This is a genomic window from Parafannyhessea umbonata (genome assembly GCF_900111255.1).
Taxonomy (GTDB): domain Bacteria; phylum Actinomycetota; class Coriobacteriia; order Coriobacteriales; family Atopobiaceae; genus Olsenella_J; species Olsenella_J umbonata_A.
Map to the genome: position 1 here is coordinate 191,578 of NZ_FOGP01000003.1, position 23,616 is coordinate 215,193.

Consider the following 23,616-nt stretch of genomic DNA (forward strand, 5'->3'; position numbering starts at 1 on the left):
GCAACATCTTGTAGTAAGAAGAACATTGCGACACCTACCGCCAAAGCCTCCCATCCGCTGGCCGAGACTTGAGGTGCGTTCAAAGTAACTAGCGCAAAAGTTCGGTTGACGCACATTCGTCTAATGTCGTAGTACTGCATTGGCTATACTTTTCAGAGACACGTTCGTCTGACGAGTGAACATTAGCCATGATTGGAGACCCCATGGTCGACTTCGAGTACCAACAGATGGTGCGCGCTGCCTGGAACTATTACCTCCAGGAGCACACCCAGCAAGAAGTTGCCAACTACCTCGGCGTATCGAGGGCGAAGGTGATTCGCCTGCTCAACGATGCGCGCGAGCAGGGCGTCATCCAGTTTGTCTTCCGTCCCGAGGACGACAAGCGCATGTCGGTCGAGCAGGACCTCATCAGCCGCTACGGCCTCAAGGACGCCTACGTTGTCCCGAGGGAGGACTCGGATTCCATCAAGGAGAGCGTCGCCCGTGCGGCCGCCCAGTACATCTCGCAGCACCTTGGCGACGGCGGCTTCCTCAACGTCGGCTACGGCGACACCATGGGAGCCATCCTCAAGCACCTCGCCAACGGCGGCAAGCGCGACCTCAACGTGATCAGCCTCACCGGCGGGGTCAACTACTACCTTCCCATGGTCGGCGCAAGCGCCTTCAACCTGAGGCTGTTCCTCATCCCCGCCCCCCTGGTCGTGTCGAGCGTAGAGGTGCGAGACGCCCTCATGCAGGAGCCCGGCGTTCAGGAGGTGCTGCGCATGAGCTCCCACTCGAACATGAGCGTCGTCGGCATCGGCGCCATGACGTCCGACGCCACGGTCATGCGCAACGGGATCATCTCTCAGAGCGAGTTCACGATGCTCAGCATGCAGAATGCGGTCGGCGACGTTCTTGACCACTTCGTCGACGCCGACTGCAACCTCATAGCGACCGACATCGAGGACCGTCTGGTGGGCACGAGCCTCGAGGACCTCAAGCAGATGGACAACGTCGTCGGAGTTGCCGGCGGACCCGACAAGGCCGACGCGATACGCGCGGTCCTCAAGGGCGGCTGCCTCGACATCCTGATTACCGACGAAGGCACGGCACGGGCAATTCTCGCCTGACGGCCCCGGAGGGGCCAGGAATGGGGGATGGTTATGAGCAAGTACCTGATGGCCATCGACGCAGGCACGGGCAGCGTACGTGCGGTCCTCTTCGATACTGACGGCAACCAGATAGGTGTCGCGCAGACCGAGTGGACGCATCGGGAAGACCCCCGCTGGCCCGGGTCCATGGACTTCGACTGGAAGCACAACTGGGACCTCGCGAGCGGCTGCGTGAGAGAGGTTCTCGCCAAGACCGGCGTGGACGCCCGTGACGTGCGCGCCGTCTCGACCACCTGCATGCGAGAGGGAATCCTGCTGTACGACGTCCAAGGCGAGGTCATTTGGGCCTGCGCGAACGTCGACGCGCGCTCCAACGACGAGGTAGCCGAGCTCATCCAAATGAACCCCGAGCTCGAGCGCGAGATCTACCTCGAGAGCGGACAGACCTACGCCCTAGGGGCGCTTCCCAGGCTCCTGTGGGTCAAGAACAAGATGCCCGAGATATACGAGAAGTGCGCGCGCGTCGGAATGTTCAACGACTGGCTCATCTATAAGCTCACTGGGGTCCTGGCAGTCGAGCCGTCGAACGGGTCAACGACCGGCATCATGAACCTCTCTAATCGCGATTGGGATCCGAGCATCGCCGAGCGCTGCGGAATTAAGAGCGACATCTTCCCCGAGGTCCGAGAGTGTGGCGAACAAATCGGCGTCGTCAACGCACGGGGCGCCGAGCAGACCGGCCTCGCCGAGGGGACGCCCGTCATCGTCGGTGGCGGGGACTGCCAGCTCGGCATGATAGGCATCGGCGCCTGCGAGCCGGGTCAGGCCGGCGTCTTCGGCGGCAGCTTCTGGCAGTATGAATTCAACACCGACAACGGCAGCACCGACCCCAAGTGCCGCGTCCGCGTAAACTGCCATGCCGTGCCCGGCGTTTGGCAGTACGAGGCGCTCGCATTCAAGCCTGGCCTCGTGATGCGCTGGTTCCGCGACGGCTTCTGCCAGGCCGAGAAGGAGATCGCCCGACAAGAGGGCCGCGACGTGTACGACGTCATGAACGAGCGGGCACGCGAGATTCCCGCTGGCTCCCATGGAATGCTCTGCTGCTTCTCGGACGTCATGAACTTCATCCACTGGACACACGCGGCACCGACCTTCACCAACTTCGAGCTCGACCCGGAGCGCTTCAACAAGTACACCTTTTTCCGCGCGATCCTCGAGAACACGGCAATGCTTGTCCTAGGCCACATCGACCTTGTGCGCGAGGCGACGGGCAACGAGCCGCAAGAGCTCGTCTTTGCAGGAGGCGCCTCGAAGAGCCCGCTCTGGGCCCAGATTCTTGCCGACGTCACGGGAAAACCAGTCAAGGTCCCTGTCGTAAAGGAAGCCACCGCTCTGGGCGCCGCCATCCTGGCCGGCGTTGGCATCGGCGTCTACGCAAGCGTCGCAGACGGGGCGGCGAAGGTGGTCAAGTGGGACAAGACCTTCGTGCCCAATGCGGACAACCACGAGACCTACCGCCTGCTGTACCAGCAGTGGCGCACGGTATACCAGGCACAGCTCTCCCTTGCCGAGGGCAAGGCGACCAAAGCCATGTGGAGCGCCCCTGGAATATAGGTCGAAAAGAAGACGCGCGAGAAACGATTCCGCATCCAGCCGGTGGCCACCAAGAAAAGAGGCTCCATGTTCGTCGTAAACGAGAATGACTTCGAGTATCGCTACAAGACCTATGGTCCCAAGTACCTGATGAAAGGGCCGCGTATGAACTACGCGCTCGTCGCCTTCCAGCCCGGCGACGACTTCCAGGCCCACTATCACAACGTGATGGAAGAGAACTTCTTCATCCTAGAAGGAAAGATAGACATTGTGGTAGACGGCGTGGTTAACACCCTTACGACCGGCGACTTCATCCACATCGAGCCAGGCGAGGAGCACTACGTCAACAACGCCTACGACCAGCCAGTCAAGATGGTCTCGACCCTTGCACCCTATCAGGAGGTCGACAAGGTCAACGTCGACAATCCCGAGTACTAGCGCGAGCCATACAAGCCCGGCGCTCCGCCCAAGGCCTCTGCCCCCCCGGGCCTCCCTTCCACGACGCGCGGCGTCCCAGACACCGCGCGTCGCCCTTTTTTGGGGACACTGCGGGACCAGACCAAGGAGGCCGGGGGGCAGCTAGACCCAAGGGACCAAGGCACCCTCGTCATACTCCACACTCTGGAACGTAAGCCCCTTCGCAGGCGCAGTGGGGCCCGCCGCCCTACGGTCCCGGGCGAGAAGCGCGGACGCGACCCACTCGGAATCTCGATGTCCCCTGCCGACCTCGACCAGGGTTCCCGTGATCGAGCGAACCATGTTGTGCAGGAAAGCATTGCCCACGACGTCAATCGCCACGATCTTCTCGCCCCCCTCGATATCATCCGTCACTCGCACCGCTTCGAGGAATCGAGAGGTCGAGCGACCGTCCGACTCGATGAGCTCCGCCGAAGACGCCTTGCAGAAGCTCTTGAAGTCGTGCTCCCCCACAAGATGCGACGCGGCCTCGTCCATCGCCGCGACATCTAGCGAACCGACGCCCCTGAGCCACCAGGCATGGTCCCACGCCAGCACCGGACGCGCGGGCCCACAGCAGATGCGATAGCGATAGCTGCGTCGACGGGCGTCAAAGCGGGCCGAAAAGCCCGCGCGAGCGCGAAAGAGCCCCAAGACCGAGATGTCATCGGGCGTGAGAGCCACAAGCGAGGCATGAAGCCTTCTGCCGACGCGCTCAAGCTCCTCAGACGTCACGGGCACGCTCACGTACTGCGCAAGCGCATGTACGCCCGAGTCGGTCCTTCCGGCGCACTCCATGTCCACGGGGCGCCTGAGGGCGGTCTCAAGCGCCTGACGGAGCTCGCCCTGGACGGTCCTCTGGCCCGGTTGCTCGGCGTAGCCCGAGAACTCCGCTCCGCGATAGCCAATTCGTGCGACGAGGGTTCCAGCCACGTCCTCCCGCGGCAGGCAACCGCACTCGAGCTCCGACATCGAGTCTCTCCTAACCTGATCGGGGCGCGACGCATGCTCGGAATGGAATCAGCCCGCCGCAGCACCTCTTGCTTCCATCATCAATCATATGACACAAGCAAGCCCTCCCGACTTCGGCAACCCCTTGGAACCACAACTAAAAAAGGAGGCCCCAAAGGGACCTCCTCAAACGTTCTTGTGTGAACAAAGCCTACTCGGCGCTCTCCTCAGCCTCGGCAGGTGCGGCCTCGACCTTCTCGACCTTCTTGACGGAGGTCTTGGCGGCCTTGGCGACCGGCTCGGTCACGATCTCGATGATGACAACCTCTGCGTTGTCACCCTTGCGGGGACCAAGCTTCATGATGCGGGTATAACCACCGTTGCGGTCAGCCCACATGCCCTGAGCGGCCTTTTCAAAGACCTCGCGGACGAGCTCCTTGTCGCCAACCTTGGCGATGGCGAGGCGGCGAGAGTGAAGGTCACCCTTCTTGGCCCAGGTGATGATTCTATCAACGTCGCCACGAATGGCCTTGGCACGAACGTCAAGGGTCTTGATGCGATCGTTGGCAAGAAGAGAAGCGACGAGGCTCTTCTTCATGGCCTTGGTATGGCTGGCATCAGTGCCGAGCTTCATACCCTTCTTCTTGTTGTGTCTCATGGTCTAGCTACTCCTCAGTAAAACGTGCGACTTGTCCTAGGCCTTGAGGCCAAGACCCATGGTCTCGAGCTTGTCCTTGACTTCCTCGATGGACTTGACGCCAAAGTTGCGGATGTTGAGCAGGTCGTTCTCAGAGAACTCAACCAGCTGACGAACGGAGTGGATTCCAGCGCGCTTGAGGCAGTTGTAGGAGCGGACGGAGAGGTCCAGATCCTCAATCTGCTTGTCAAGCTCGGTGTTGTCCTCCTCGACGCCAGTGGCAAAGATGGAGACGTCCTCATCGGGCTCCTCCTCATCAGCCAGGCTCATGAAGGCGTTCATGTGCTGGTTGATGATATTGGCCGCATCGACGACCGCGTCACGCGGGGCGATGGAGCCGTTCGTCTCGACCTCAAGGACGAGGCGGTCATAGTTGGTGTGCTGGCCAACACGGCAAGGCTCGACGGTCTTTGCGCAGCGGCGCACGGGCGAGAAGAGCGAGTCGACGTGGATGACGCCAATGGGGTCACCGTCGCGCTCGTTGTCGTCGCCAGAGACGTAGCCACGACCGGTACCGATGGTCATCTGCATGGTGAGGTGCGCACCCTCGGCCAGCGTGCAAATCACGTGGTCGGGATTCACGAGCTCAAACTCAGCGGGGACACGGAAGTCGCCGCCAGTGACCGTGCAGGGGCCGTCGATGGACAGCGTTGCCGTTGCCTCGTCGCCAGTGCCCATGGAGCTGAACACGAGCCCCTTGACGTTCAGGACGATATCGGTAACGTCCTCGCGGACGCCCTCAACCGTCGTGAACTCGTGCTGGACGCCGTCGATCTGGATGGACTCGACAGCAGCTCCCTCAAGAGAGGAAAGCAGAACGCGGCGAAGAGAGTTGCCGAGGGTGTCGCCATAGCCACGCTCGAGCGGCTCCGCGATGACGCGGGCGAGGTTGTCGGAAATCTCTTCCACCGACACCTGCGGTCGGATGAATTCGGACATGAATACCTCCTACCGTTCCAGGCTTACTTGGAGTAGAGCTCGACGATGAGCTGTGCGTCAATCTCAAGATCGATCTGATCGCGAGCGGGAGTCTGGAGGACGGAGCCCTGCAGCTTCTCGATGTCAACCTCGAGCCAAGCGGGAACCGCCATGTGCTCAGAGGAGATCAGAGCCTCCTTGATGGGGAGAAGGTCCTTCGCCTTGTTGGCGACGGCGACGACGTCGCCAGTCTTCACCTGATAGGAGGGAATGTCGACGCGCTTGCCGTTCACGGTAATGTGGCCGTGGCGGACGGTCTGACGGGCCTCCTTGCGAGTGCGGGCGAAGCCGAGGCGGAAGACGACGTTGTCAAGACGGGTCTCGAGGAGAGCCATCAGGTTGTCACCAGTGACACCCTCGATCTTCTTAGCCCTGTCATAGTAGCTGCGGAACTGCTTCTCGAGAACGCCGTAAATAAACTTGGCCTTCTGCTTCTCACGCAGCTGCATGCCGTACTCGCTCTCCTGGCGACGACGACGCTTGGGCTGACGGTTAGACTTCTTGTTGAGGCCCATGACGATCGGATCGATGTCAAGCTGGCGGCACCTCTTAAGGACAGGGGTCCTATCAATTGCCATTATGCTGTCCTTCCCTACTAGTTACGACGACGCTTCTTGGGGCGGCAGCCGTTGTGTGCGATGGGGGTCTTGTCCTGAATGCCAGAGACCTCGAGGCCAGCGGCCTGGAGGGAGCGGACTGCGGTCTCGCGACCGGAACCCGGGCCCTTGACGTACACGACGACCTTGTGCAGACCGTGCTCCATTGCTGCCTTGGCGCAAGCCTCGGCTGCGACCTGAGCCGCAAACGGAGTGGACTTACGAGAGCCCTTGAAGCCGGCGGTACCACCAGACTGCCAGGCGATGACGTTGCCCTGGGGGTCGGTGATGGAGATGATCGTGTTGTTGAACGTGCTCTTGATGTGAGCCTGGCCCACAGCAATGTTCTTGCGCTCAGCGCGACGGACGTGCGTGGTGCGCTGGTTCTTCTTCTGTGCCATTGTTTACTCCCTAACCGCGCTTCTTTGCACCGATCTGACGCTTCTTGCCCTTGCGGGTGCGAGCGTTGGTGTGGGTGCGCTGGCCGTGGACAGGAAGACCCTTGCGGTGACGGAGACCGCGGTAGCAGCCAATCTCCATCAGGCGAGAGATGTTGGTGCGAACCTCGCGGCGGAGGTCACCCTCGGTGGTGAAATTCGCGTCGATGTAATCGCGAATCTTGGTCACCTCGTCCTCGGTGAGATCCTTGACGCGGGTATCGGGGTTAACGCCGGCCTCCGCGCAGATCTTGGTCGCGCTGGTCTGACCGATGCCGTAAAGATACGTAAGACCGACCTCGACGCGCTTGTCACGCGGCAGGTCGACACCATTAATACGTGCCAACTTCGAACTCCTCTCTTAGCCCTGACGCTGCTTGTGGCGAGGGTTCTCGCAAATCACGTAAACCTTGCCATGGCGACGAATGACCTTGCACTTGTCGCACATCTTCTTGACCGAAGGACGTACCTTCATGCTCAATTCCTTCCGGTAGTGCGGATACGAACTGGTGGTGCTTCTGGCGCCCAGGTGGAGCTGAAACGCCTCTATCTACTCGCCCAGCCGCAGGCGTGAATATCCAAAGGCTGGATGCGTCCGAGGACGCGAGCTGTATTGCCCGGTTACTTATAGCGATAGGTGATGCGCCCGCGAGTCAGGTCATACGGGGAAATCTCGACGACAACCTTATCGCCCGGAAGGATGCGAATGTAGTTCATTCGAATCTTGCCGGAAATGGTGCAAAGGATGACCTTGCCGTTTTCAAGCTCGACGTTGAACATCGCGTTGGGAAGGGGCTCCAGTACAGTGCCCTCCAGCTCGATTCCTGCTTGTTTGCTCACCCTACCTACTTTCTCCCTGCTAATCACAGCGACTGAATATCATACATAAGTATGAAAGGCACGTCCATACTGGCACGCACCGTCCACATCAACTGCGCAAACAGAGCCCGATTATGCTCAGAGCAAAGCCAAATAATCGCAGCGAGTTAGCCCGCGTCCTTCTCCCCGCCCTGCATCGAACACCACGGGCCGTGATCGTCCTGCGTGAGAACGACCGGACCGTCTTCAGTGATGCCGATCGTGTTCTCATAGTGAGCGGCGGGAAGCCCATCTTTGGTAACGACGGTCCAGCCGTTGTCGAGTACTCGATTGCGATACGACCCGAGCGTGATCATAGGCTCGATGGCAATGACCATGCCGACCTGCAGACGGACGCCGCGTCCCCTCTTCCCGTAATTAGGAACATTGGGGTCCTCGTGCATGCTGTGACCAACTCCGTGGCCAACATACTCACGCACGACGCCGTAGCCGTTGCCCTCTGCGAGACTCTGGATCGCGTAGCCGACATCACCCAGCGTGTTGCCCGGAACGGCCTGCTCGATGCCGGCCTTCAGGCAATCTCGCGTACATTCGCACAGACCCCGAACCTCATCGGACACGTTGCCAACGTAGAATGTCCAGGCATTGTCTCCCGCCCAGCCGGCTTTGTTGGCACCCACATCGATTGATAGGATGTCTCCGTCCTTGAGGATGGCCCCCATAGAGGGGATGCCGTGAACGATCTGTTCGTTGACCGAGGCACAGAGGCTTCCCGGAAAGCCACCATAGCCCTTGAAGCCCGGCTTGGCATCATGAAGCCTAATGAACCTCTCTACGGCCGCATCAATCTCTGCGGTAGAGACTCCCGGCCTGGCCATCGACCCAGCAAGGCGGAGAGCACGCTTGGACAGGTCGCCCGCAGTCAGGCGATAGTCCTCCATCTCCGCCAGGGACTTAATGAAAATCATAGTCCGAGGAGGGTCTTGACATCGGCGTAGACCTCGTCGACGGGACGGTCGCCGTCGACGGTCTTCAGGATGCCGTGACCGCCGTAGTACTCGACCAGGGGCTCAGTCTGGTTCTTATACGTGTCGAGGCGACGTGCGATGGTCTCAGGCTTGTCATCGTCGCGCTGATACACCTCGCCGCCGCAGCGGGGGCAGGTGTCAACGCCGGCGGGAGCGGTGTAGCCGCAGTCCTTGCAAGTGCGGCGCGAGGAAAGGCGGCTGATGATGACCTCAGAGGCGACGTCGACGAGAAGAGCGGCGTCCAGGTTCACCCCCATGGCCTCGAGCTCGCCGTCAAGAGCGACGGCCTGGTCGGTGTTGCGGGGGAACCCATCAAGGATGAAGCCCTTCTTGGCATCGTCCTCCTCGAGACGCTCCTTGACGAGGTCGATGACGAGCTGGTCGGGAACGAGCTGGCCTGCGTCCATGTAGCCCTTGGCTTCCTTGCCAAGCTTGCTCTGGGCCTTAACGGCAGCGCGAAGAAGGTCGCCCGTGGAGATGTGGGCAACGCCGTAGTCCGCGACGAGCTTCTGAGCCTGTGTGCCCTTACCTGCGCCAGGAGCACCAAGGAGAACGATGTTCATGCGGTAGACCGCCTTTCGAAAACGACATGCGAACAGTAATTGGGCGCAAACGCCCATCATCCACCAGTCTAGCCACGTGCAGGGCTTTCGTGAATGTGCTAATTAAAAATCCCACGCGCAGAAAAAGAAGAGCCAGGTCTCCAAAGGAAGACCTGGCTCTTTTTGAAATACGCACCGCGTTTGAGCTTACTTAAAGAAGCCCTCGTAGTTGTGCATCTTCAGCTGGGACTCCAGCTGAGCGATGGTATCCATCGCAACGCCAACCAGAATCAGCACCGAAGTTCCGCCAAACGACTGCATCAGCGTGTTGCCGGTGATGCTGAAAAGAATAGACGGCACGACGGCAAGAACCGCCATGAAGAGCGCGCCCGGAAGCGTAATGTGATCGAGAACGCTCTTGATGTAGCCTGCCGTAGCGCCACCAGGTCGAACGCCCGGAATAAAACCGCCGGCCTTGCGAAGCTGATCGGCCGTCTCCTCGGGATTGAACACCATGGAAGTGTAGAAATATGCGAAGAAGACGATGAGCAGAACAGAGAGGGCCCAGTTAATCCAACCAGAGGCGAGTGCATTCGCGAACGCCTGGATCCAACCGACGCTCGGGAAGAACACAGCCAGCTGAGCAGGAAGGTACAGCAGCGCGGAGGCGAAGATTATGGGTACGACGCCTGCGGTGTTGACCTTGATCGGCAGATACGTGGACTGGCCACCCATGATCCTGCGACCAACGACCCTCTTGGCATACTGCACCGGGATGCGGCGCTGGCCACGCTCGATGTAAATAATCACCGGAATGATGGCGATGACGACGAGCAGGGTAATGATCGTAATGATCATGCCCATGGAGTCGCTATTAATCGAAGAGATTAGGGCAGTAGGCAGACCGGCGATGATGTTCGCAAAGATGATGAGAGACATGCCGTTGCCGATGCCGCGCTGCGTGATAACCTCACCCAGCCACATAATGATGATAGCACCCGTCAGAAGGACGCCCACGATGACGAAGTCCTCGATGACCTCAGGGAAGCCCATCTGGGAGAAATCAATGCCGTAGCTCTTAAAGAGGAAGAGGTAGCCAATCGCGTTGATGAGCGCAAGGACAATCGTCAGATAACGAGTGTACTGCGTAATCTTGCGCTGGCCGGACTCGCCCTCCTTGGCAAGCTCGCCCAGAGAGGGAATCACTGCCTGGAACATCTGCAGAATAATCTGCGCGGTGATGTAGGGCATGATTCCCAGACTGAACACGGAGACGCGAGAAAGTGCGCCGCCGGAGAACAGATTCAGAACCGCAATGGCTCCGCTGCCAGCGGACGCGGCAGAGAACGCGTCGAGCATGCCCTTGAAGGGCACGCCCGGCGCGGGAAGATAGGCGCCAAAGCGATAGAGGAGCAGGATTCCGACCGTAACCAGAATCTTGTTCCTAAGCTCAGGAACTCGGAATGCGTTTGCAATTCCCTTTAGCACGCCTGCTCGACCTTTCCTCCGGCCGCCTCGATCTTGGCCTTAGCAGAGGCGGAGACCTTATCAACCTTCACCGTAAGCTTCTTGGTGAGCTCGCCGTCGCCCAGGACCTTAACAGGGATGTAGTCGTGCTTGATAACACCCTTGGCCATCAGGGACTCAGCATCGACGGTGTCGCCGTCGGCGAAAAGGCCCTCGAGGCGAGCGACGTTCACAGGAGCGTACTCGACACGGTTGTGATTGGTGAAGCCGGGGAGCTTAGGAAGACGCATGGCGAGCGGCTGCTGGCCACCCTCGAATCCTGCGCCCTTGCCACCGCCGGAGCGGGAAAGCTGGCCCTTGGTGCCGCGGCCGGCAGTGGTGCCGTGACCAGAAGAGTTACCGCGGCCGATGCGCTTGCGGTTCTTCTTGGCGCCCTCCGCGGGACGAAGATCATTGAGCTGCATTGGATAACTCCTAGTTCTCTTCAACCTCAACAAGGTGCTTGACCTTGAAGATCATTCCACGAACGCTCGGGTTGTCGGGCAGCACGGAGACGTCGCCGATCTTGCGGAGACCCATTGCACGACAAGTGCGAGTCTGGTCCTCCTTGACGGACGCAACGGCGCTGCGGACGAGCTTAACGGTGAGCTTCTTCTCTGCCATCGTTATGCCTCCTTACCGTTGAACATCTCGCTGACGGTGATGCCGCGACGTGCTGCGGCCTCCTCGGGGCTGTTGAGCTCCTTGAGAGCCTCGGCGGCAGCCTTGATCGCGTTAAGAGCGTTGTTGGTGCCGAGAGACTTGGAGATGACGTTGCGGATACCCGCGAGCTCGAAGAGAGGACGGACGGGGCCGCCGGCGATAACACCGGTACCCTCGACAGCCGGCCTCATGATGATGTGGCCCGCACCGTAGTGGCCCTCGACGGGGTGAGGAATGGAACCGCCCTCGGTGACAGGCACCTTGAACATGTTCTTCTTAGCATCCTCGACGCCCTTCTGGATGGCCTGGGGGACCTCAGCGGACTTGCCCATGCCAAGGCCGACGTTGCCCTTGCCGTCGCCGACGACGACGAGAGCGACGAGCGACATGCGGCTGCCGCCCTTGACGGTCTTAGAGACACGGTGGATGTAGACTACGCGCTCCTGAAGATCGGAGTCATTCTGGCGCTTACGATCACGTGGCATTCAAATTCCTCCTAGAACTTCAGGCCCGCAGCGCGAGCGGCGTCGGCCAGGGCCTTTACGCGGCCGTGATAGATGTGGCCACCGCGGTCAAAGGTAACCTCGGTGACGCCCTTCTCGAGAGCACGCTCTGCAACGAGCTTGCCGACGAACTCCGCGGCCTCCTTGTTGGAGCCGATCTTGTTCTCAGCCTTGAACTCAGCACTGAGCGTAGAAGCGGAGCAAAGGGTCCTGCCTGCGACATCGTCGATGACGGAGGCATAGATGTTGGCGTTGGTACGACGAACGCTCAGACGAGGGCGCTCGGCGGTGCCGGAAACCTTGGCGCGAATGCGGCGCTGGCGGCGCTTGAGGCCGGCGCGCTTTGCCTGGTTCTTGTTCATTCCTTCTCCTTAACCACGCCATCACCTGACGGGGTGATGGTCTTTCCTTATCGTCAGCGAGACTACTTAGCAGCCTTGCCGAGCTTCCTACGAATGTGCTCGCCCTCGTAGTGAATGCCCTTGCCCTTGTACGGCTCGGGAGCACGCTTGGAACGGATCTCGGCGGCAACCTGGCCGACCTGCTCCTTGGAGATGCCCTTCACGGTGATGTGGGTGTTGTCGGGGACGTCGAAAGAGATGCCCTCGGGAGCAACGTAGACAACGGGGTGAGAGTAGCCAAGGGAGAGGTCGAGATCCTTGCCCTTGAGAGCGACACGGTAGCCGACGCCCGTAAGCTCGAGCTTCTTCTCGTAGCCCTCGGAGACGCCAACAACCATGTTGTTGATGAGGGTGCGGGTGAGGCCCTGCTGAGCGTTGGACTCAGTGGTGTCGTCGTTGCGGGTGACGAGAATCTCCTCGCCCTCCTGTGCGATGGTCAGAAGGTCGGAGAAGGTGCGAGTGAGCTCGCCCTTGCCGCCCTTGACCGTAACGGTGGTGCCCTCGATGGTCACAGTAACTCCAGCCGGAACCGTGACAGGCTTCTTACCAATACGAGACATTGTCTCCTCCTATCGTGATTCTGACGAGTTACCAGACGAAGCAGATGACCTCGCCGCCGATGCCGAGCTTGCGAGCATCGCGGTCGCACATCATGCCCTTGGAAGTGGAGATAACGGCCGTGCCGAGACCACCCATGACGCGGGGCAGCTCGTCCTTGGTCGCGTAGATGCGGAGGCCAAGCTTGGAGATGCGACGGATGCCGCGGATGACCTTCGCGTTACGGGCGCCATACTTGAGCGTGATGTGGAGGGTCTTCTGAGGCTTGGTGTCCTCGACCTCGTAGCTCTCGATGTAGCCCTCTTCGCAGATGACGCGCGCGATCTCGACGAGCACCTTGCTGGAGGGCATGGAGACCTCCTGCTTGCCCGCGCTGTTAGCGTTGCGGATGCGCGTGAGCATGTCTGCGATGGGATCAGTAACCTTCATTGATTCCTTCTCCTTTGTTAGTGATGAAACTGCGCATGCGGTTCACTCGAGCCCATGGCCCCAGCGCCTGCACGCGAGAGCTCCTTCTTACCAGCTTGCCTTGCGGACGCCAGGGAGCTCGCCCTTGCTAGCCAGCTCGCGGAAGCAGACACGGCAGAGACCAAACTTGCGGTAAACGGAGTGGGGACGCCCACAGCGCTGGCAACGGTTCTGCTTGCGCGTCGAGAACTTCGGCTCGCGGTTCGCCTTGACGATCATCGATGTCTTAGCCACAAATCCTCCTTCAGGAAGAGGCCCCAGACTCCCTGGGGCGACTTACAAACTATTGACTAGGCCTTCTTGAACGGGAAGTTGAAGGCAGCGATGAGTGCCTTGCCCTCCTCGTCAGTCTGGGCGGTGGTCACGATGGTGATGTCCATACCACGAGTGCGGTCAATGGAGTCGAAGTCGATCTCGGGGAAGATCAGCTGCTCGGTGACGCCCATGGAGAAGTTGCCGTGGCCGTCAAAGCTGTTGGCCTTGATGCCTCGGAAGTCGCGGATGCGCGGGATGGCGATGGCGATCAGGCGATCCAGGAACTCGTACATGCGGTCGCCGCGGAGGGTAACCTTGGCGCCGATAGCCTGGCCCTGACGCAGGTGGAAGGTTGCGATCGACTTGCGAGCGTGCGTGACCATCGGCTGCTGGCCGGTGATGGCGCGAAGGTCGCGGACGGCGCCCTCGATGGCCTTGGAGTCGGTAGCGGCCTCGCCGACGCCCATGTTAACGACGATCTTCTCGATCTTCGGGATCATGTTGACGTTCTTGTAGTTGAACTGCTTCTGCAGCTCGCCGCGAATCTCGGAGCGGTACTTCTCCTTGAGGCGCGGGGTGATGCTCTCTGCCATTTGACACTCCTTACTATGGGGTTTTAAGTGCGGGGTCGGTCCTCGCACCTCCTGGATGGCTCCAGGAGCCGGTTGCGCCAGATGAGTTCGAGACATAGCTCTCCCTATCTAGAGACGCAAGTTGCAATAATACGCCCTTAGGAGCCGAAAGGGGCCGATAGCTGGAATATCCACAATTCTCCGCAGCTTGTTCACGTACGCGAGAAGGGCTTGGCGTCCGAGTCGTCAAGCCCTTCTCCCCTGTTTCTACACATATACCCAAATGCGGTGTTAGTCGCCCTGATGCTCCTTGTCCGCCGTATCGTCGTGGTTGGTCGCGCCGTGGCCGGACTTCTTATGGCGGGCCACAAGGCCAAGGCCGATCGCCACAAGCCCGAGCGCGAGCGCCGGGGCGATTGGCGCAACGAGGTCGCCGGTCTGGGCCAGACGCTCGAAGAGTGACGCCTGCTTGGGTGTCTGCCCCTCCCCCTCGCGCGCGACGGCCTCGTCCTCGCCGCGCTTGGTGACGGTCACGGTGCGCTCGTCCGGCAGCGCGTCGTCATAGAGGGCAAAGCTGAACTTGTCGGTCAGAACGCAGTTCTGGGAGCCGTCCGCCTTCTCGGCGCCGGCCAAAATGACCACCGTGGTCTCGAAGTTGGAGTCCGAGAGCAGATAGAAGCTGACGGGGTCCGCCTTCTGGTAGCCGTCCGGGGCGGCAAGCTCCACGAGGACGTAGCGTGTGGCATCGGCCGCATTGGCCGACGCGTTGAGGCGCGCGTTCTTGGCGATATGGTGCACCTCGCTTGCCGTCCACCAGCTGTCGACGGGGTCCGAGAGGTCGCCTGCGTCGTAGTCCTCCTGGGTGAAGATGGCCATGTGGGCGCCCACGACGTACTCCCCGCCGTCGGAGCCGACCTTGGCGACGTTGAGCTTGGTGGTCTCGTCGCTCACGCCGGCGCCGTCGTGCTTGTACTCGAGCGTCACGTCGGCAGCGACCGCCGGCGCCGCAAGCGCGCACGAGAGCGCCGCGCAAATCGTCACCACGAGCAGAAGAGGCGCGGCGCAGCGGGCCGCCCCATTGTCGATGCGATTCATTATTTCAGTCCCTTGACGAGTTGAGAGAACGTCGGATCGTCCTCGTAGACGAGGTGGTACGTGCCACCCTCGGCGCTCACCGTGAAGTACGCGGAGCGATACGGGTCGACCAGGTGGCCGGCAGGGGCGGTCTCCTCCTTGAAGTAGTAGGCGACACCCTCGGTGAGGGGCACGTCGAAGGTCATGTAGCCGTCGTCGCCCGAAACCTGGTTGCCCATGTAGACATCGTTGCCGTTGGCGTCTATCATCCACAACCCGTAGCGGGCGTCGGCAAGCGGCTCGTACGGCGCGTCCTTCGAACGCTTCTGGACGCGGACCGCAAGCGTCTTGACGGAGTTCACGAATGTCGGGTCGTCGGTCGGGGCCCCGTCCTTAGCGTAGCTTCCGCGCGCGACCAGCCTGCCGCCCTTGCCCTCGGTCACCGACACGTGATAGACGATGGTCGAGCCATCGTAGTTGATGGTCTGGTCGGAGCCGTCAGCCTGCTCGACGATGCGGAATTCATACTCGCCGGGCTGTGTGAACGTAAGTCCGCCGATCAGCTGCCCGGAACCGTCCTGCTGGCTGGACGCATCGAACCTAACGGCGCCCGTCGCGCCGTTGGTCGCCGTGGCCAACAGATTGCCCTGGGCGTCCAGAAGGGCGAAGCGGAACTGCCCCGCGCTCATCGTGGCACCCTTGAGCTCCTTCCTCACTTCGGGGACGACGCTCACCTTGCGGACCCTCTGGGCCTTGCCCGCAAGCGAGACGCCCCTGAAGGAAAGCCTCACGTTGGCGTTGTTGTAAAAGGCAATTGCGCGGTCGCTCGAAAGGCTCGCATCCACCCCCATAAGCTGCTGGCAGACCGAGGTGGTCTGGTCAGGGGCGACGTGGACCCTGATCAGATACTCGCTGAGGTCGTTGGCGTCAGGCTGGTCCTGCAGCTCGCGCAGGACATAGTAATAGTCGCCCGGCTTGCGGTAGCCGATCTGGGGAAGGTCGACCCCGGCGACGCCGTTCGCGAACTTCTGGTTGTGAACGGTCACGCTGAACTGCTGGCCGTCATCGACCACGTCCTGCCCCCCGGCATACGCAACGCCTGCCCCGGAGCGCGAATTGCCCTGGGCATCGGCCGCCTTGAGCTCATACGAGAAGGACGCGGCGCCATCGGGCCCGAAGTAGTGCTTCTCCGCACGGATGGACGCGGTCGCGTCGAAGCGCGTGTTGACGAAGGTCGCTGGATCGCCGCTCGCCGCATCGCCGTCGTAGCTGACGGCGGTCTGCAGGGTTCCGCTGCCGTCGTCGGTGACGTGAACCGTCACCTTGGCCTCGTGAGCATCATAGGTGACGCCGTCAAGCGTCCGGGTCCCGTCGCCGTTGTCGGTGGCCCCGGAGGGAATGTCCTCGCGCACGGAGTATGCGAAGTCCTTCTCGTAAACGCGCTTGCCGCCCTCAACCATCTGCGAGGAGTCAAAGGCGAGCGGCTGGAACCTCACCGTGCCGTCGGATCCGTTGGTCGCCTGCCCCACAACGTTGCCGTCGGCGTCGGAGAGCGTGAAGCTGAACTGGCCCTCCGCAAGGGGAAGTGCCTGCCCCGCGGCGGATCTGAAGGCCTTGCGGACCTCGACCGCAGCCGAACCCTGGGCCTCGTAGCTGTTGGTAAAGGCAATGCCGCCGTTGTCGTAGGAGGCGGTCGCCTCCAGCTGGCCCCGGCCGTTGTCGGCAACATTGATCGTGACGGGCTGCGCGCTGTCGTCGTAGGTGACTCCCCCGCGCGCGGCATCGTCCTGGGGCGCAAGCTCCCTCACCACGTAGTGGTAGCTGCCCGCCTTAGTAAACTGGTTTGCAGGAGTGCTAAGCGAGAACGTGCCGTCCGCACGGTTGGTGGCGGTGACCAGCGGCTCGGTCGCGTCGGAGCTCTCGTACAAGCCGAAGGCGAACTCCCCGGCCTTGAGGTCGCGGCCCTTGAGGACCTTCGTGCCCTCTACGGTCACGCCCGTGGGATCGGTTTGGTACGTGTTGACGAAGTCAAGCGCGCGTGCGCTATCTGAGGCCGTCACGCCAAGGGTGCCGTCGCCGTTGTCGGCGACATTTGCCGTCACCGTATAGGTTGCGGAAGAGTACGTGACACCGTCCCCCGTCTGCCCGGCGCCATCCTCGCTCACGGTGTAGCTGTGGCTTCCGACGTCCTTGCAGGTGTACTCGATGGGAGCGAAGATGATTTTCCCGCTCGCATCGTTAGTGCCCGTCGCCACAACGTCCTGCCCCTCGCGAACGGTGAAGTGATAGGCACCCGCCTCGAGCGTCTTGCCAGTGAGGGTCTTGGTCCCCTCGAGCGTCAGGGAGCCCTTCGCCTCGTAGCTGTTGCGGAAGACGGGGACCTCCGCCCGACCGTCGTCATAGCTCACGCTCGCGACGAGGCTGTCGCCCTCCTTGCGGACGTCGACCACGGCCTTGTGCGCCGACGTGTCATAGACGACGCCGTCCTTGGTCGCGTGCTGGGCATCCACGCCCTGGGGCAGCTGCTCCGCAATCTGATATTCGTAGCGGCCAGGCGCGTCAAACTCGATTTCGCCGAAGGAAGGCGCCTTGTTGTCGCTCGTCGCGGTGATGGCGTCGGAATCGGGCATAGGGGCGCCCTGGGTCAGCGGGCTCAGCCTGAAGCCGAATGCAGTGCCCTTCTCCCACTTGTTGTAGTCCTTGGACACGCCGAGCGTTGCCGTGGCGCGCGCCATGGTGGTCTTCGCGTTGTTGAAGCAAGGCTTACCCTCTACGGGCTGCGTGCATGCCTCGTCGTAGTAGTACTCGGGGTCGGACGCAACATACTGGTACGCCGTCGTACCATTCTGGGTGGAGACCACGCGGGCGACCCTCACCTTGGCGTAGTAGACGGTCGCGTCCGACTTGTAGGAGTTGCCGTCTGCGTCGGTCGCGCCCTGCGACTCCCTGATGCGGTACAGGTAGTCCTGTCCGTCGGTCGAGGAACTGTAGTTGTCTTGGTTGTACTCGATCGCGTCGAACGTGACGTCCTTGCCGTCGTTCTGCTTGGTCTGGATCGTCTTCCACCGGTCGCCATCCTTGTAGTCGAGGTCGAAGGAGAAGCCCGAGGCCGTCGAGTCGCTGCCGTCTACCAGCTTGTTCGCACCGAGCGTTGCCGACGACCCCTCGTGAAGGACCTTCTCCTTGTCGTAGACGTTATGCCACTCGCCGCTGCCGATGACGACCTTGTCGGCCACGAGCCAGCCGCTCGACGTCCCGTCAACCTTAACGCAGGCCTTGGGCGCAAGTACGACGCCAGTGATGGAGCCGCAGATGTCGAGGTCCGTGGCGTTCATGAAGTTCCAGACGATGCTGGTGGGCACTCCGGCCTTCGCTGCCTGGTCACCCAGGAAGCTGTCGGCGCCCTGGCCATTGACGTCGTACTTCTGGATTCTGGACACGTTGCCCGTGACGTTGAACACGATGGCCTGGTTGTCGTCCTTGTAAATCTGCAGCCTGGACGCCTCCGAGAGCGCCTTGCCGTAGAGGTCGTCGTCAAGCGTCACATAGTAGGCGCCCGCACCGCGACCCCTCGTGTCAAGCTCGTACTTCTGGCTGTTCTTGTTGTAGGACAGTGCGGCGTTGGCCTGATGAGCGCCGAGTGTGGCCGACTGGGAGCGACCCTGGTCCAGAAGGGCATTTACCTCGGCCTCGAGTTGCTCCGCGGACTCGCTGTCGTCAATCTTGAGGTAGCTTGCCCCGACGCTCGCGACCTTGCCCTTGTCCTCGGGGTTGGTCTTGACGTACGCGCCGTCGCCCTTGATCTTGAACTCGGTGTCGACGTGAGCCAAGATGAACGTCTGCTCGACGGGATTGGTTTTGTCGTTTCCCGTTTGCGTGCTACACCTGCCCGTGATGGCCGCGACGTTGGTCTCCGCGTCCCCTCCCATGAGGGTGAAGTCTCGCGCGATGACGCCGTAGTACACGCCTCCCTTCAGGATGGAGTTGTACGTGTCGCTTCCGGGAGCCGAGAAGCCCTTGGCCTCGATCTTGTACTCCTGCCCCGCCTTCGCGTCTCCCTGGGGCAGCGTCAGGACGTACCTGTTGCTCAGCACGTCTCCCGTAGAGTACCTGGCCTCGTTTTGGTCGTACTTGTGCTCCGCCCTCAGGTCGCTTCCCGTGAAGAGCGTGACCTTGTACGAGACGTTCGGGTCAATCGAGCCGCCTCCGCCGCCGATCTTGTTGCCGTTCTGGTCGCGCAGCTCGTCAACGTTTGCACCATACAGGCCGTTTCCGCGATACTCGAGCGGCGCCGTCACGCGGGCGTTGTTCGGACCCTCGATGTAGACGGCAAGCCTCTCGCCAATCTGGTCGTTAGCGGGCTTGCCGTCGGAGTCGGTCAGCTGAAGCGAGAAGTCCAGCTGCCTGCCGTTCGCCGCAGAAAGGTTGTTCGCGCTTGTGGCGAGCGACGTCGCCTCGACGCCGTCCTGCACCCGCTCGGCCTCGTGCGTGCTCACGCCGATGCCCATACCGCCCTGAATCTGGCTGGCGCGAACGGTATACACGCCGTCCGCGTCAGGGGCGAGCACCTGCTTGCCGCCATTGACCGAGACCGAGACCTCGTCAAGCTCGCGCCCCTCGTCGGGCGAGACTCTGAACCTGAAGTCTGCGCCAGCGGGAAGCGTCACCTTAGTCGCAGGCGCGCTGATGGTCTGTCCGTTGTAGCTGATGTACGCTCCCTCGAGGCCCAGGGCCACGTCCACGGGTTGGGCTGGCGCCGCAACCGCAACGGGCGCCTCCTCCCTCCCCTCCTCGACAGCGCCAGCCGTCACCGGCATCTGGGTCACCACCATGGCGAATGCAAGAAATGCGGAAAGGGCCCTGCGCCCCATGCTCATGCTGTCCTTCACGTTCGTTCTCTCGATTCGAGCTCTCATACCTAGCGGACCTCGCGTCCGTCTGCGCCATCGTCCTCCGCGCGCCTCCTGCGTCTGCGGAGCACGGCCACAATCACCAGCGCAAGCGCGGCCGCGCCCGCGATGGCGGCCAGGCACTTCTCCCAAAGGGGCGTCTCTGCTGCCCACGTGCCCGCACCACCCGAGGCGAGCGGCGTCTCGTTGTCGTCAATGCGCACGGTGTTAAGGTCGTCGCCCTCGCCGTTCACGATTGTCGCGTCACCAAACCCGTTGTCCACCGTCGACAGCTGCTGCCCCGCCGGAGCGCCCGTCGTGACCGCATCACGCGGCGACGCGGAACGCTGGTCAGACGTGTCCTCGCGTGTTCCGTCGCGTTCGGTTCCCAGGTCGACGTAGGTCGTCCTCCCCGGAACGAAGTCGAATAGCACATTGGTGATGACGGTGCGCTGGCTTGCACTGTCGTTCACGTCGCGGTAGTAGACGGTGTACGTGGAGCCGGGCGTGTAGTAGCCGGTCCTGACGCCACCCTCCTGCCCGTCGAGTCGGACGTAGCTCTTCGGCCCGACGGTCAGGCTTGCTGGCGTATCGATGACGACGTCCTCGCGCATGTCGGCGCTCAGCGTGCGGTTGTCCTCGCCAATCTGCTCCCCCGTCGCAACGTCGACGTACCTGACCGTAACGGCGCGGTCCGAACGGTCGACCTTGGTCCCCCTTGGGGCGTAGTAGACATATGTGACGGGGCCGCTCTGGCCCCACACGTAGCTGAAGTCGCTACCGTTGACGGGAGACCAAGTCTTGCCGTCAACGTCCATGTTGCCAGCGTAGTAGCTCGCCGGACAAGAAGCCCCGTTGGACGGGCCAACCTCGACGCGCTCCATGCCGAGCACCCTGCCCGACCCCTCCTGGGTGGCATCGATCTTGACGATCTGCCAGTAGGTCTTGCCCTGCACGCGGCGATAGCGCACGTCAAAGGTGCGCTGCCCGTCTTGCACGCCCTCGTCACCGGGGGCAAGCGAAAGCGTCGCGTCGCCGTCAAGCTCGTACGCCTCGATCACGCCGTCGCGGTCGGCATCCTTGTAGAGCGCGGGCGGATTGGCGTAGATGACGTCGCCAGCAACCGAGACGCTGTCGCAGGCAAGCACGTTGCCCCGTTCGTCGACCATGCGAATCTTCGCAGTATAGAACCCCTGCTTCCCGGCAAGGCCGTCACTCACCTTCTTGCAGCGCACCGTAAAGTCGCGCTGCCCAGGGTTCGCGGCGTCGAGCGTCTTGTTAAAGAAGACCGTGCGGTAATAGCCGCCATTGTCGGCCTTGATGATCTGAGGCACCTCGACCGAGCGATGCTCGCCCCAGGCGACGTCACCTATGCCCTGGACAAGAAGCCTTTCTCCGCTGTCATCCACATACGTAATCGAGCCAGACTCCACCTCGTGACCATCGTTTTGCGCCTTGTATCGATACGCAGAAGAGGCCGTGCAGCCTCCGTCGAGTTCGTAGGTGTCGCTGCCATACGAGATCGTCTTGGGCGCCGCAAACGCGCGCTGCTCGGATCCGATGGTCCTCCAGGCAATGAGACGCTTCCCAGCAACGCCATCCAGCTCCGCATAGACCGGCTCCACCCTTCCGCGGTAGAGAAGGGCGTGCTCGTCAAAGTCGGAATAGGCGCTTATCTCGTAGCTTGCCGAGGGGTCGATTGCGCCGAAGTCCGCAGACACGATTCCGGTGACCCCTCCGTCGGAAGACGCAAGCCCGTCGTTCGAGAGAGTGTACGCAAGATGGTCGGCGAAGAGCTTGCCGTCTTTGGTAACCGAGCAGTACACCGTATCGCCGACGCTTCCGTCCACCGAGAGGACATCGATCGAGGTGCCGCTCTGTACAAGCGCATAGCAGTCGTTGCCCGTGACGCTCAGCGCCAGGGCGCTCGTCGGGACGCACAGGAGCCCCAGTCCCAGGGAAGCCGCACATGCACCTGTCAGCGCAACGCCCCTAAACCGCATTCCGCGTAGTTGCATTCGATTAATTTCTGCATTGCGCACGTTCACTGCGCCGCCTCGCTTACCGAATATATATTGACAGTTTTGACCATAAATGACCTTTGTCAGTCTATCCCAGTCAACGCCTGGACCGTAACGTCTACCGGAGTCAAAACGTTTTTTCGCGCAAGCATCAAATTGACAGCCTCGCGACATGAAAAAAGAGGCCCATCCCCTTACGGGAACGAGCCTCTGAAAGTCGTCTAAGCAAAACTTAGAACTTGGCGCCGCACTTCTTGCAGACGCGGACCTTCTTGCCGTCCTCGACGTCGTGGCCGACACGAGTGGCCTTGCCGCAGCTGGGGCAGACGAGAGCAACGTTGGAGACGTCGATTGCAGCCTCCTTCTCGACAATGCCGCCCTGCTGGCTGGCCTGGGTCGGGCGCTGGGCCTTCTTCACGACTGCAACGCCGCGAACGATGACCTTACCCTCAGCGGGAAGGGCAGCAATGACCTCGGACTGAGTGCCCTTGTCCTTGCCGGACAGGACCTCGACCTGGTCTCCCTTCTTAACATTCATCTTTGCCATGAGTGTCTCTCTCCCTACAGCGTCTCGGGTGCGAGCGAGACGATCTTCATGTACTTGTGGTCGCGCAGCTCGCGAGCGACGGGCCCGAAAATACGGGTGCCCTTGGGCTCGCCTTCCTTGTCGACCAGAACGCAGGCGTTCTGGTCGAACTTGATGTAGCTGCCGTCCTTACGACGGGACTCCTTGACCGTGCGAACGACAACGCAGCGAACGACGTCGCCCTTCTTCACGGAGCCGCCCGGCGTAGCCTCCTGCACGGCGCACATGATGACGTCGCCGAGGCCCGCGTAACGGCGCTTGGAGCCACCCATGACCTTGATGCACTTCACGCGCTTCGCGCCGCTGTTGTCAGCGACGTTGAGCATGGTCTCCATCTGAATCATTACAGTTCCTCCGAACGGGTTCCCCTAAGAGGTGCGGTCACACGAGCGCCGCACGTTAGGGAATGGGGTGAATACGATCGTTACTTGGCCTTCTCCACGATCTCCACGACGCGCCAACGCTTGGTCTTGGACATCGGACGGGTCTCCATGACGCGAACGGTGTCACCAAGACCGCACTCGTTCTTCTCGTCGTGGCAGTGGAGCTTCTTGTGGATGGTCATCATCTTGCCGTACTTGGGGTGGTGCTTACGGTAAGTGATCTGAACGGTGATGGTCTTGTCGCCGGAGAGGGAGATGACCTCACCGGTGCGGACCTTACGCGCGTTCCTGCTTTCGGTATCTGCCATTTCTTATCTCCTGCGAACTAGTTCTGCGCAGCGGCGTTGTCCGCTGCATTCTTACGAGCGCGCATCTCGGTCTGGATGCGAGCGATGTCGCGCTTGACGAGGGTCACGCGGGCCGTGTTGTCGAGCTGGCTGGTAGCCATCTGGAAGCGGAGGTTGAAGAGCTCCGCGCGGCCGTCCTCGAGCTTCTGGGCAAGCTCCTCGTCGGAAAGCTCACGAATGTCCTGGTACTTCATAGTTG

General features: G+C 61.4%; 29 protein-coding genes. 3 read left to right on the forward strand and 26 right to left on the reverse strand.

Features of this window, described 5'->3' with window-relative positions; translation table 11 throughout:
• Positions 1-203: 203 nt before the first annotated feature.
• The 3 genes from BMY31_RS05175 to BMY31_RS05185 all read left to right on the forward strand — a co-directional run bounded on the left by BMY31_RS05175 (position 204) and on the right by BMY31_RS05185 (position 3,125).
• Positions 204-1,112, forward strand: a complete 909-nt coding sequence (locus tag BMY31_RS05175) for a sugar-binding transcriptional regulator (RefSeq protein WP_078687485.1) — start codon at positions 204-206, stop codon at positions 1,110-1,112.
• A 33-nt stretch (positions 1,113-1,145) separates the two neighbouring features.
• Complete coding sequence (gene lsrK, locus BMY31_RS05180) at positions 1,146-2,708, forward strand: autoinducer-2 kinase (protein WP_091009024.1); 1,563 nt, start codon at positions 1,146-1,148, stop codon at positions 2,706-2,708.
• 66 nt (positions 2,709-2,774) lie between these two features.
• Positions 2,775-3,125: a cupin domain-containing protein gene (locus BMY31_RS05185; protein ID WP_078687484.1), complete on the forward strand. Its 351-nt coding sequence runs from the start codon at positions 2,775-2,777 to the stop codon at positions 3,123-3,125.
• 141 nt (positions 3,126-3,266) lie between these two features.
• On the opposite strand, the gene truA is transcribed toward BMY31_RS05185, so the two are convergent.
• The 26 genes from truA to rpmC form a co-directional block, all read right to left on the reverse strand.
• Positions 3,267-4,115: a tRNA pseudouridine(38-40) synthase TruA gene (truA, locus tag BMY31_RS05190; protein ID WP_091008952.1), complete on the reverse strand. Its 849-nt coding sequence runs from the start codon at positions 4,113-4,115 to the stop codon at positions 3,267-3,269.
• A 190-nt stretch (positions 4,116-4,305) separates the two neighbouring features.
• Positions 4,306-4,752, reverse strand: a complete 447-nt coding sequence (gene rplQ / locus BMY31_RS05195) for a 50S ribosomal protein L17 (protein ID WP_078687482.1) — start codon at positions 4,750-4,752, stop codon at positions 4,306-4,308.
• A gap of 36 nt (positions 4,753-4,788) precedes the next feature.
• The gene (locus BMY31_RS05200) at positions 4,789-5,730 is read right to left on the reverse strand and encodes a DNA-directed RNA polymerase subunit alpha (protein ID WP_078687481.1); all 942 of its coding nucleotides are present in this window, start codon (positions 5,728-5,730) and stop codon (positions 4,789-4,791) included.
• A 23-nt stretch (positions 5,731-5,753) separates the two neighbouring features.
• Entirely contained in the window at positions 5,754-6,347 is a 594-nt protein-coding gene (rpsD, locus tag BMY31_RS05205; protein WP_078687480.1) for a 30S ribosomal protein S4, read from the reverse strand.
• 17 nt (positions 6,348-6,364) lie between these two features.
• A complete protein-coding gene (rpsK, locus tag BMY31_RS05210) occupies positions 6,365-6,766 on the reverse strand; it encodes a 30S ribosomal protein S11 (RefSeq protein WP_078687479.1) in 402 nt (133 codons plus the stop codon).
• Between the two features lie 10 nt (positions 6,767-6,776).
• Positions 6,777-7,148: a 30S ribosomal protein S13 gene (rpsM, locus tag BMY31_RS05215; RefSeq protein WP_078687478.1), complete on the reverse strand. Its 372-nt coding sequence runs from the start codon at positions 7,146-7,148 to the stop codon at positions 6,777-6,779.
• A 15-nt stretch (positions 7,149-7,163) separates the two neighbouring features.
• A complete protein-coding gene (gene rpmJ / locus BMY31_RS05220; RefSeq protein ID WP_002563183.1) occupies positions 7,164-7,277 on the reverse strand; it encodes a 50S ribosomal protein L36 in 114 nt (37 codons plus the stop codon).
• A gap of 146 nt (positions 7,278-7,423) precedes the next feature.
• Complete coding sequence (gene infA / locus BMY31_RS05225; protein WP_078687477.1) at positions 7,424-7,642, reverse strand: translation initiation factor IF-1; 219 nt, start codon at positions 7,640-7,642, stop codon at positions 7,424-7,426.
• 146 nt (positions 7,643-7,788) lie between these two features.
• Positions 7,789-8,589: a type I methionyl aminopeptidase gene (map, locus tag BMY31_RS05230; RefSeq protein ID WP_078687476.1), complete on the reverse strand. Its 801-nt coding sequence runs from the start codon at positions 8,587-8,589 to the stop codon at positions 7,789-7,791.
• A complete protein-coding gene (locus BMY31_RS05235; protein WP_091008955.1) occupies positions 8,586-9,212 on the reverse strand; it encodes an adenylate kinase in 627 nt (208 codons plus the stop codon). Before BMY31_RS05235 ends, map begins: the two co-directional genes overlap by 4 nt.
• Before the next feature lie 186 nt (positions 9,213-9,398).
• The gene (gene secY / locus BMY31_RS05240) at positions 9,399-10,679 is read right to left on the reverse strand and encodes a preprotein translocase subunit SecY (RefSeq protein WP_091008958.1); all 1,281 of its coding nucleotides are present in this window, start codon (positions 10,677-10,679) and stop codon (positions 9,399-9,401) included.
• A complete protein-coding gene (rplO, locus tag BMY31_RS05245) occupies positions 10,673-11,122 on the reverse strand; it encodes a 50S ribosomal protein L15 (protein WP_078687473.1) in 450 nt (149 codons plus the stop codon). The genes secY and rplO overlap by 7 nt, the downstream gene beginning before the upstream one ends.
• A 10-nt stretch (positions 11,123-11,132) precedes the next feature.
• A complete protein-coding gene (rpmD, locus tag BMY31_RS05250; RefSeq protein WP_078687472.1) occupies positions 11,133-11,321 on the reverse strand; it encodes a 50S ribosomal protein L30 in 189 nt (62 codons plus the stop codon).
• 2 nt (positions 11,322-11,323) lie between these two features.
• Positions 11,324-11,845 (reverse strand): 30S ribosomal protein S5, encoded by a 522-nt coding sequence (gene rpsE, locus BMY31_RS05255; RefSeq protein ID WP_078687471.1) that lies wholly within the window; start codon positions 11,843-11,845, stop codon positions 11,324-11,326.
• 11 nt (positions 11,846-11,856) lie between these two features.
• Positions 11,857-12,225: a 50S ribosomal protein L18 gene (gene rplR / locus BMY31_RS05260; RefSeq protein WP_078687470.1), complete on the reverse strand. Its 369-nt coding sequence runs from the start codon at positions 12,223-12,225 to the stop codon at positions 11,857-11,859.
• Positions 12,226-12,287: 62 nt separating this feature from the next.
• Positions 12,288-12,824, reverse strand: a complete 537-nt coding sequence (gene rplF, locus BMY31_RS05265) for a 50S ribosomal protein L6 (RefSeq protein ID WP_078687469.1) — start codon at positions 12,822-12,824, stop codon at positions 12,288-12,290.
• A 28-nt stretch (positions 12,825-12,852) separates the two neighbouring features.
• On the reverse strand, positions 12,853-13,251 hold the full coding sequence (gene rpsH, locus BMY31_RS05270; protein WP_078687468.1) for a 30S ribosomal protein S8: 399 nt from the start codon (positions 13,249-13,251) through the stop codon (positions 12,853-12,855).
• Between the two features lie 87 nt (positions 13,252-13,338).
• Entirely contained in the window at positions 13,339-13,524 is a 186-nt protein-coding gene (locus BMY31_RS05275) for a type Z 30S ribosomal protein S14 (RefSeq protein ID WP_032110525.1), read from the reverse strand.
• Between the two features lie 56 nt (positions 13,525-13,580).
• Positions 13,581-14,138, reverse strand: coding sequence for a 50S ribosomal protein L5 (gene rplE / locus BMY31_RS05280; RefSeq protein WP_078687467.1), 558 nt, complete (start codon positions 14,136-14,138; stop codon positions 13,581-13,583).
• A 270-nt stretch (positions 14,139-14,408) separates the two neighbouring features.
• Positions 14,409-15,212, reverse strand: coding sequence for a hypothetical protein (locus BMY31_RS05285; protein ID WP_091008962.1), 804 nt, complete (start codon positions 15,210-15,212; stop codon positions 14,409-14,411).
• Positions 15,212-20,080, reverse strand: a complete 4,869-nt coding sequence (locus BMY31_RS05290; protein WP_143802941.1) for a Spy0128 family protein — start codon at positions 20,078-20,080, stop codon at positions 15,212-15,214. Before BMY31_RS05290 ends, BMY31_RS05285 begins: the two co-directional genes overlap by 1 nt.
• Before the next feature lie 29 nt (positions 20,081-20,109).
• Complete coding sequence (locus tag BMY31_RS05295) at positions 20,110-22,083, reverse strand: hypothetical protein (protein ID WP_091008967.1); 1,974 nt, start codon at positions 22,081-22,083, stop codon at positions 20,110-20,112.
• Between the two features lie 250 nt (positions 22,084-22,333).
• Complete coding sequence (gene rplX, locus BMY31_RS05300) at positions 22,334-22,648, reverse strand: 50S ribosomal protein L24 (RefSeq protein ID WP_078687463.1); 315 nt, start codon at positions 22,646-22,648, stop codon at positions 22,334-22,336.
• Positions 22,649-22,662: 14 nt separating this feature from the next.
• Positions 22,663-23,031: a 50S ribosomal protein L14 gene (gene rplN / locus BMY31_RS05305; RefSeq protein WP_078687462.1), complete on the reverse strand. Its 369-nt coding sequence runs from the start codon at positions 23,029-23,031 to the stop codon at positions 22,663-22,665.
• A gap of 80 nt (positions 23,032-23,111) precedes the next feature.
• Entirely contained in the window at positions 23,112-23,378 is a 267-nt protein-coding gene (gene rpsQ / locus BMY31_RS05310) for a 30S ribosomal protein S17 (RefSeq protein ID WP_078687461.1), read from the reverse strand.
• A gap of 17 nt (positions 23,379-23,395) precedes the next feature.
• The gene (rpmC, locus tag BMY31_RS05315; protein ID WP_078687460.1) at positions 23,396-23,611 is read right to left on the reverse strand and encodes a 50S ribosomal protein L29; all 216 of its coding nucleotides are present in this window, start codon (positions 23,609-23,611) and stop codon (positions 23,396-23,398) included.
• Positions 23,612-23,616: the final 5 nt, after the last annotated feature.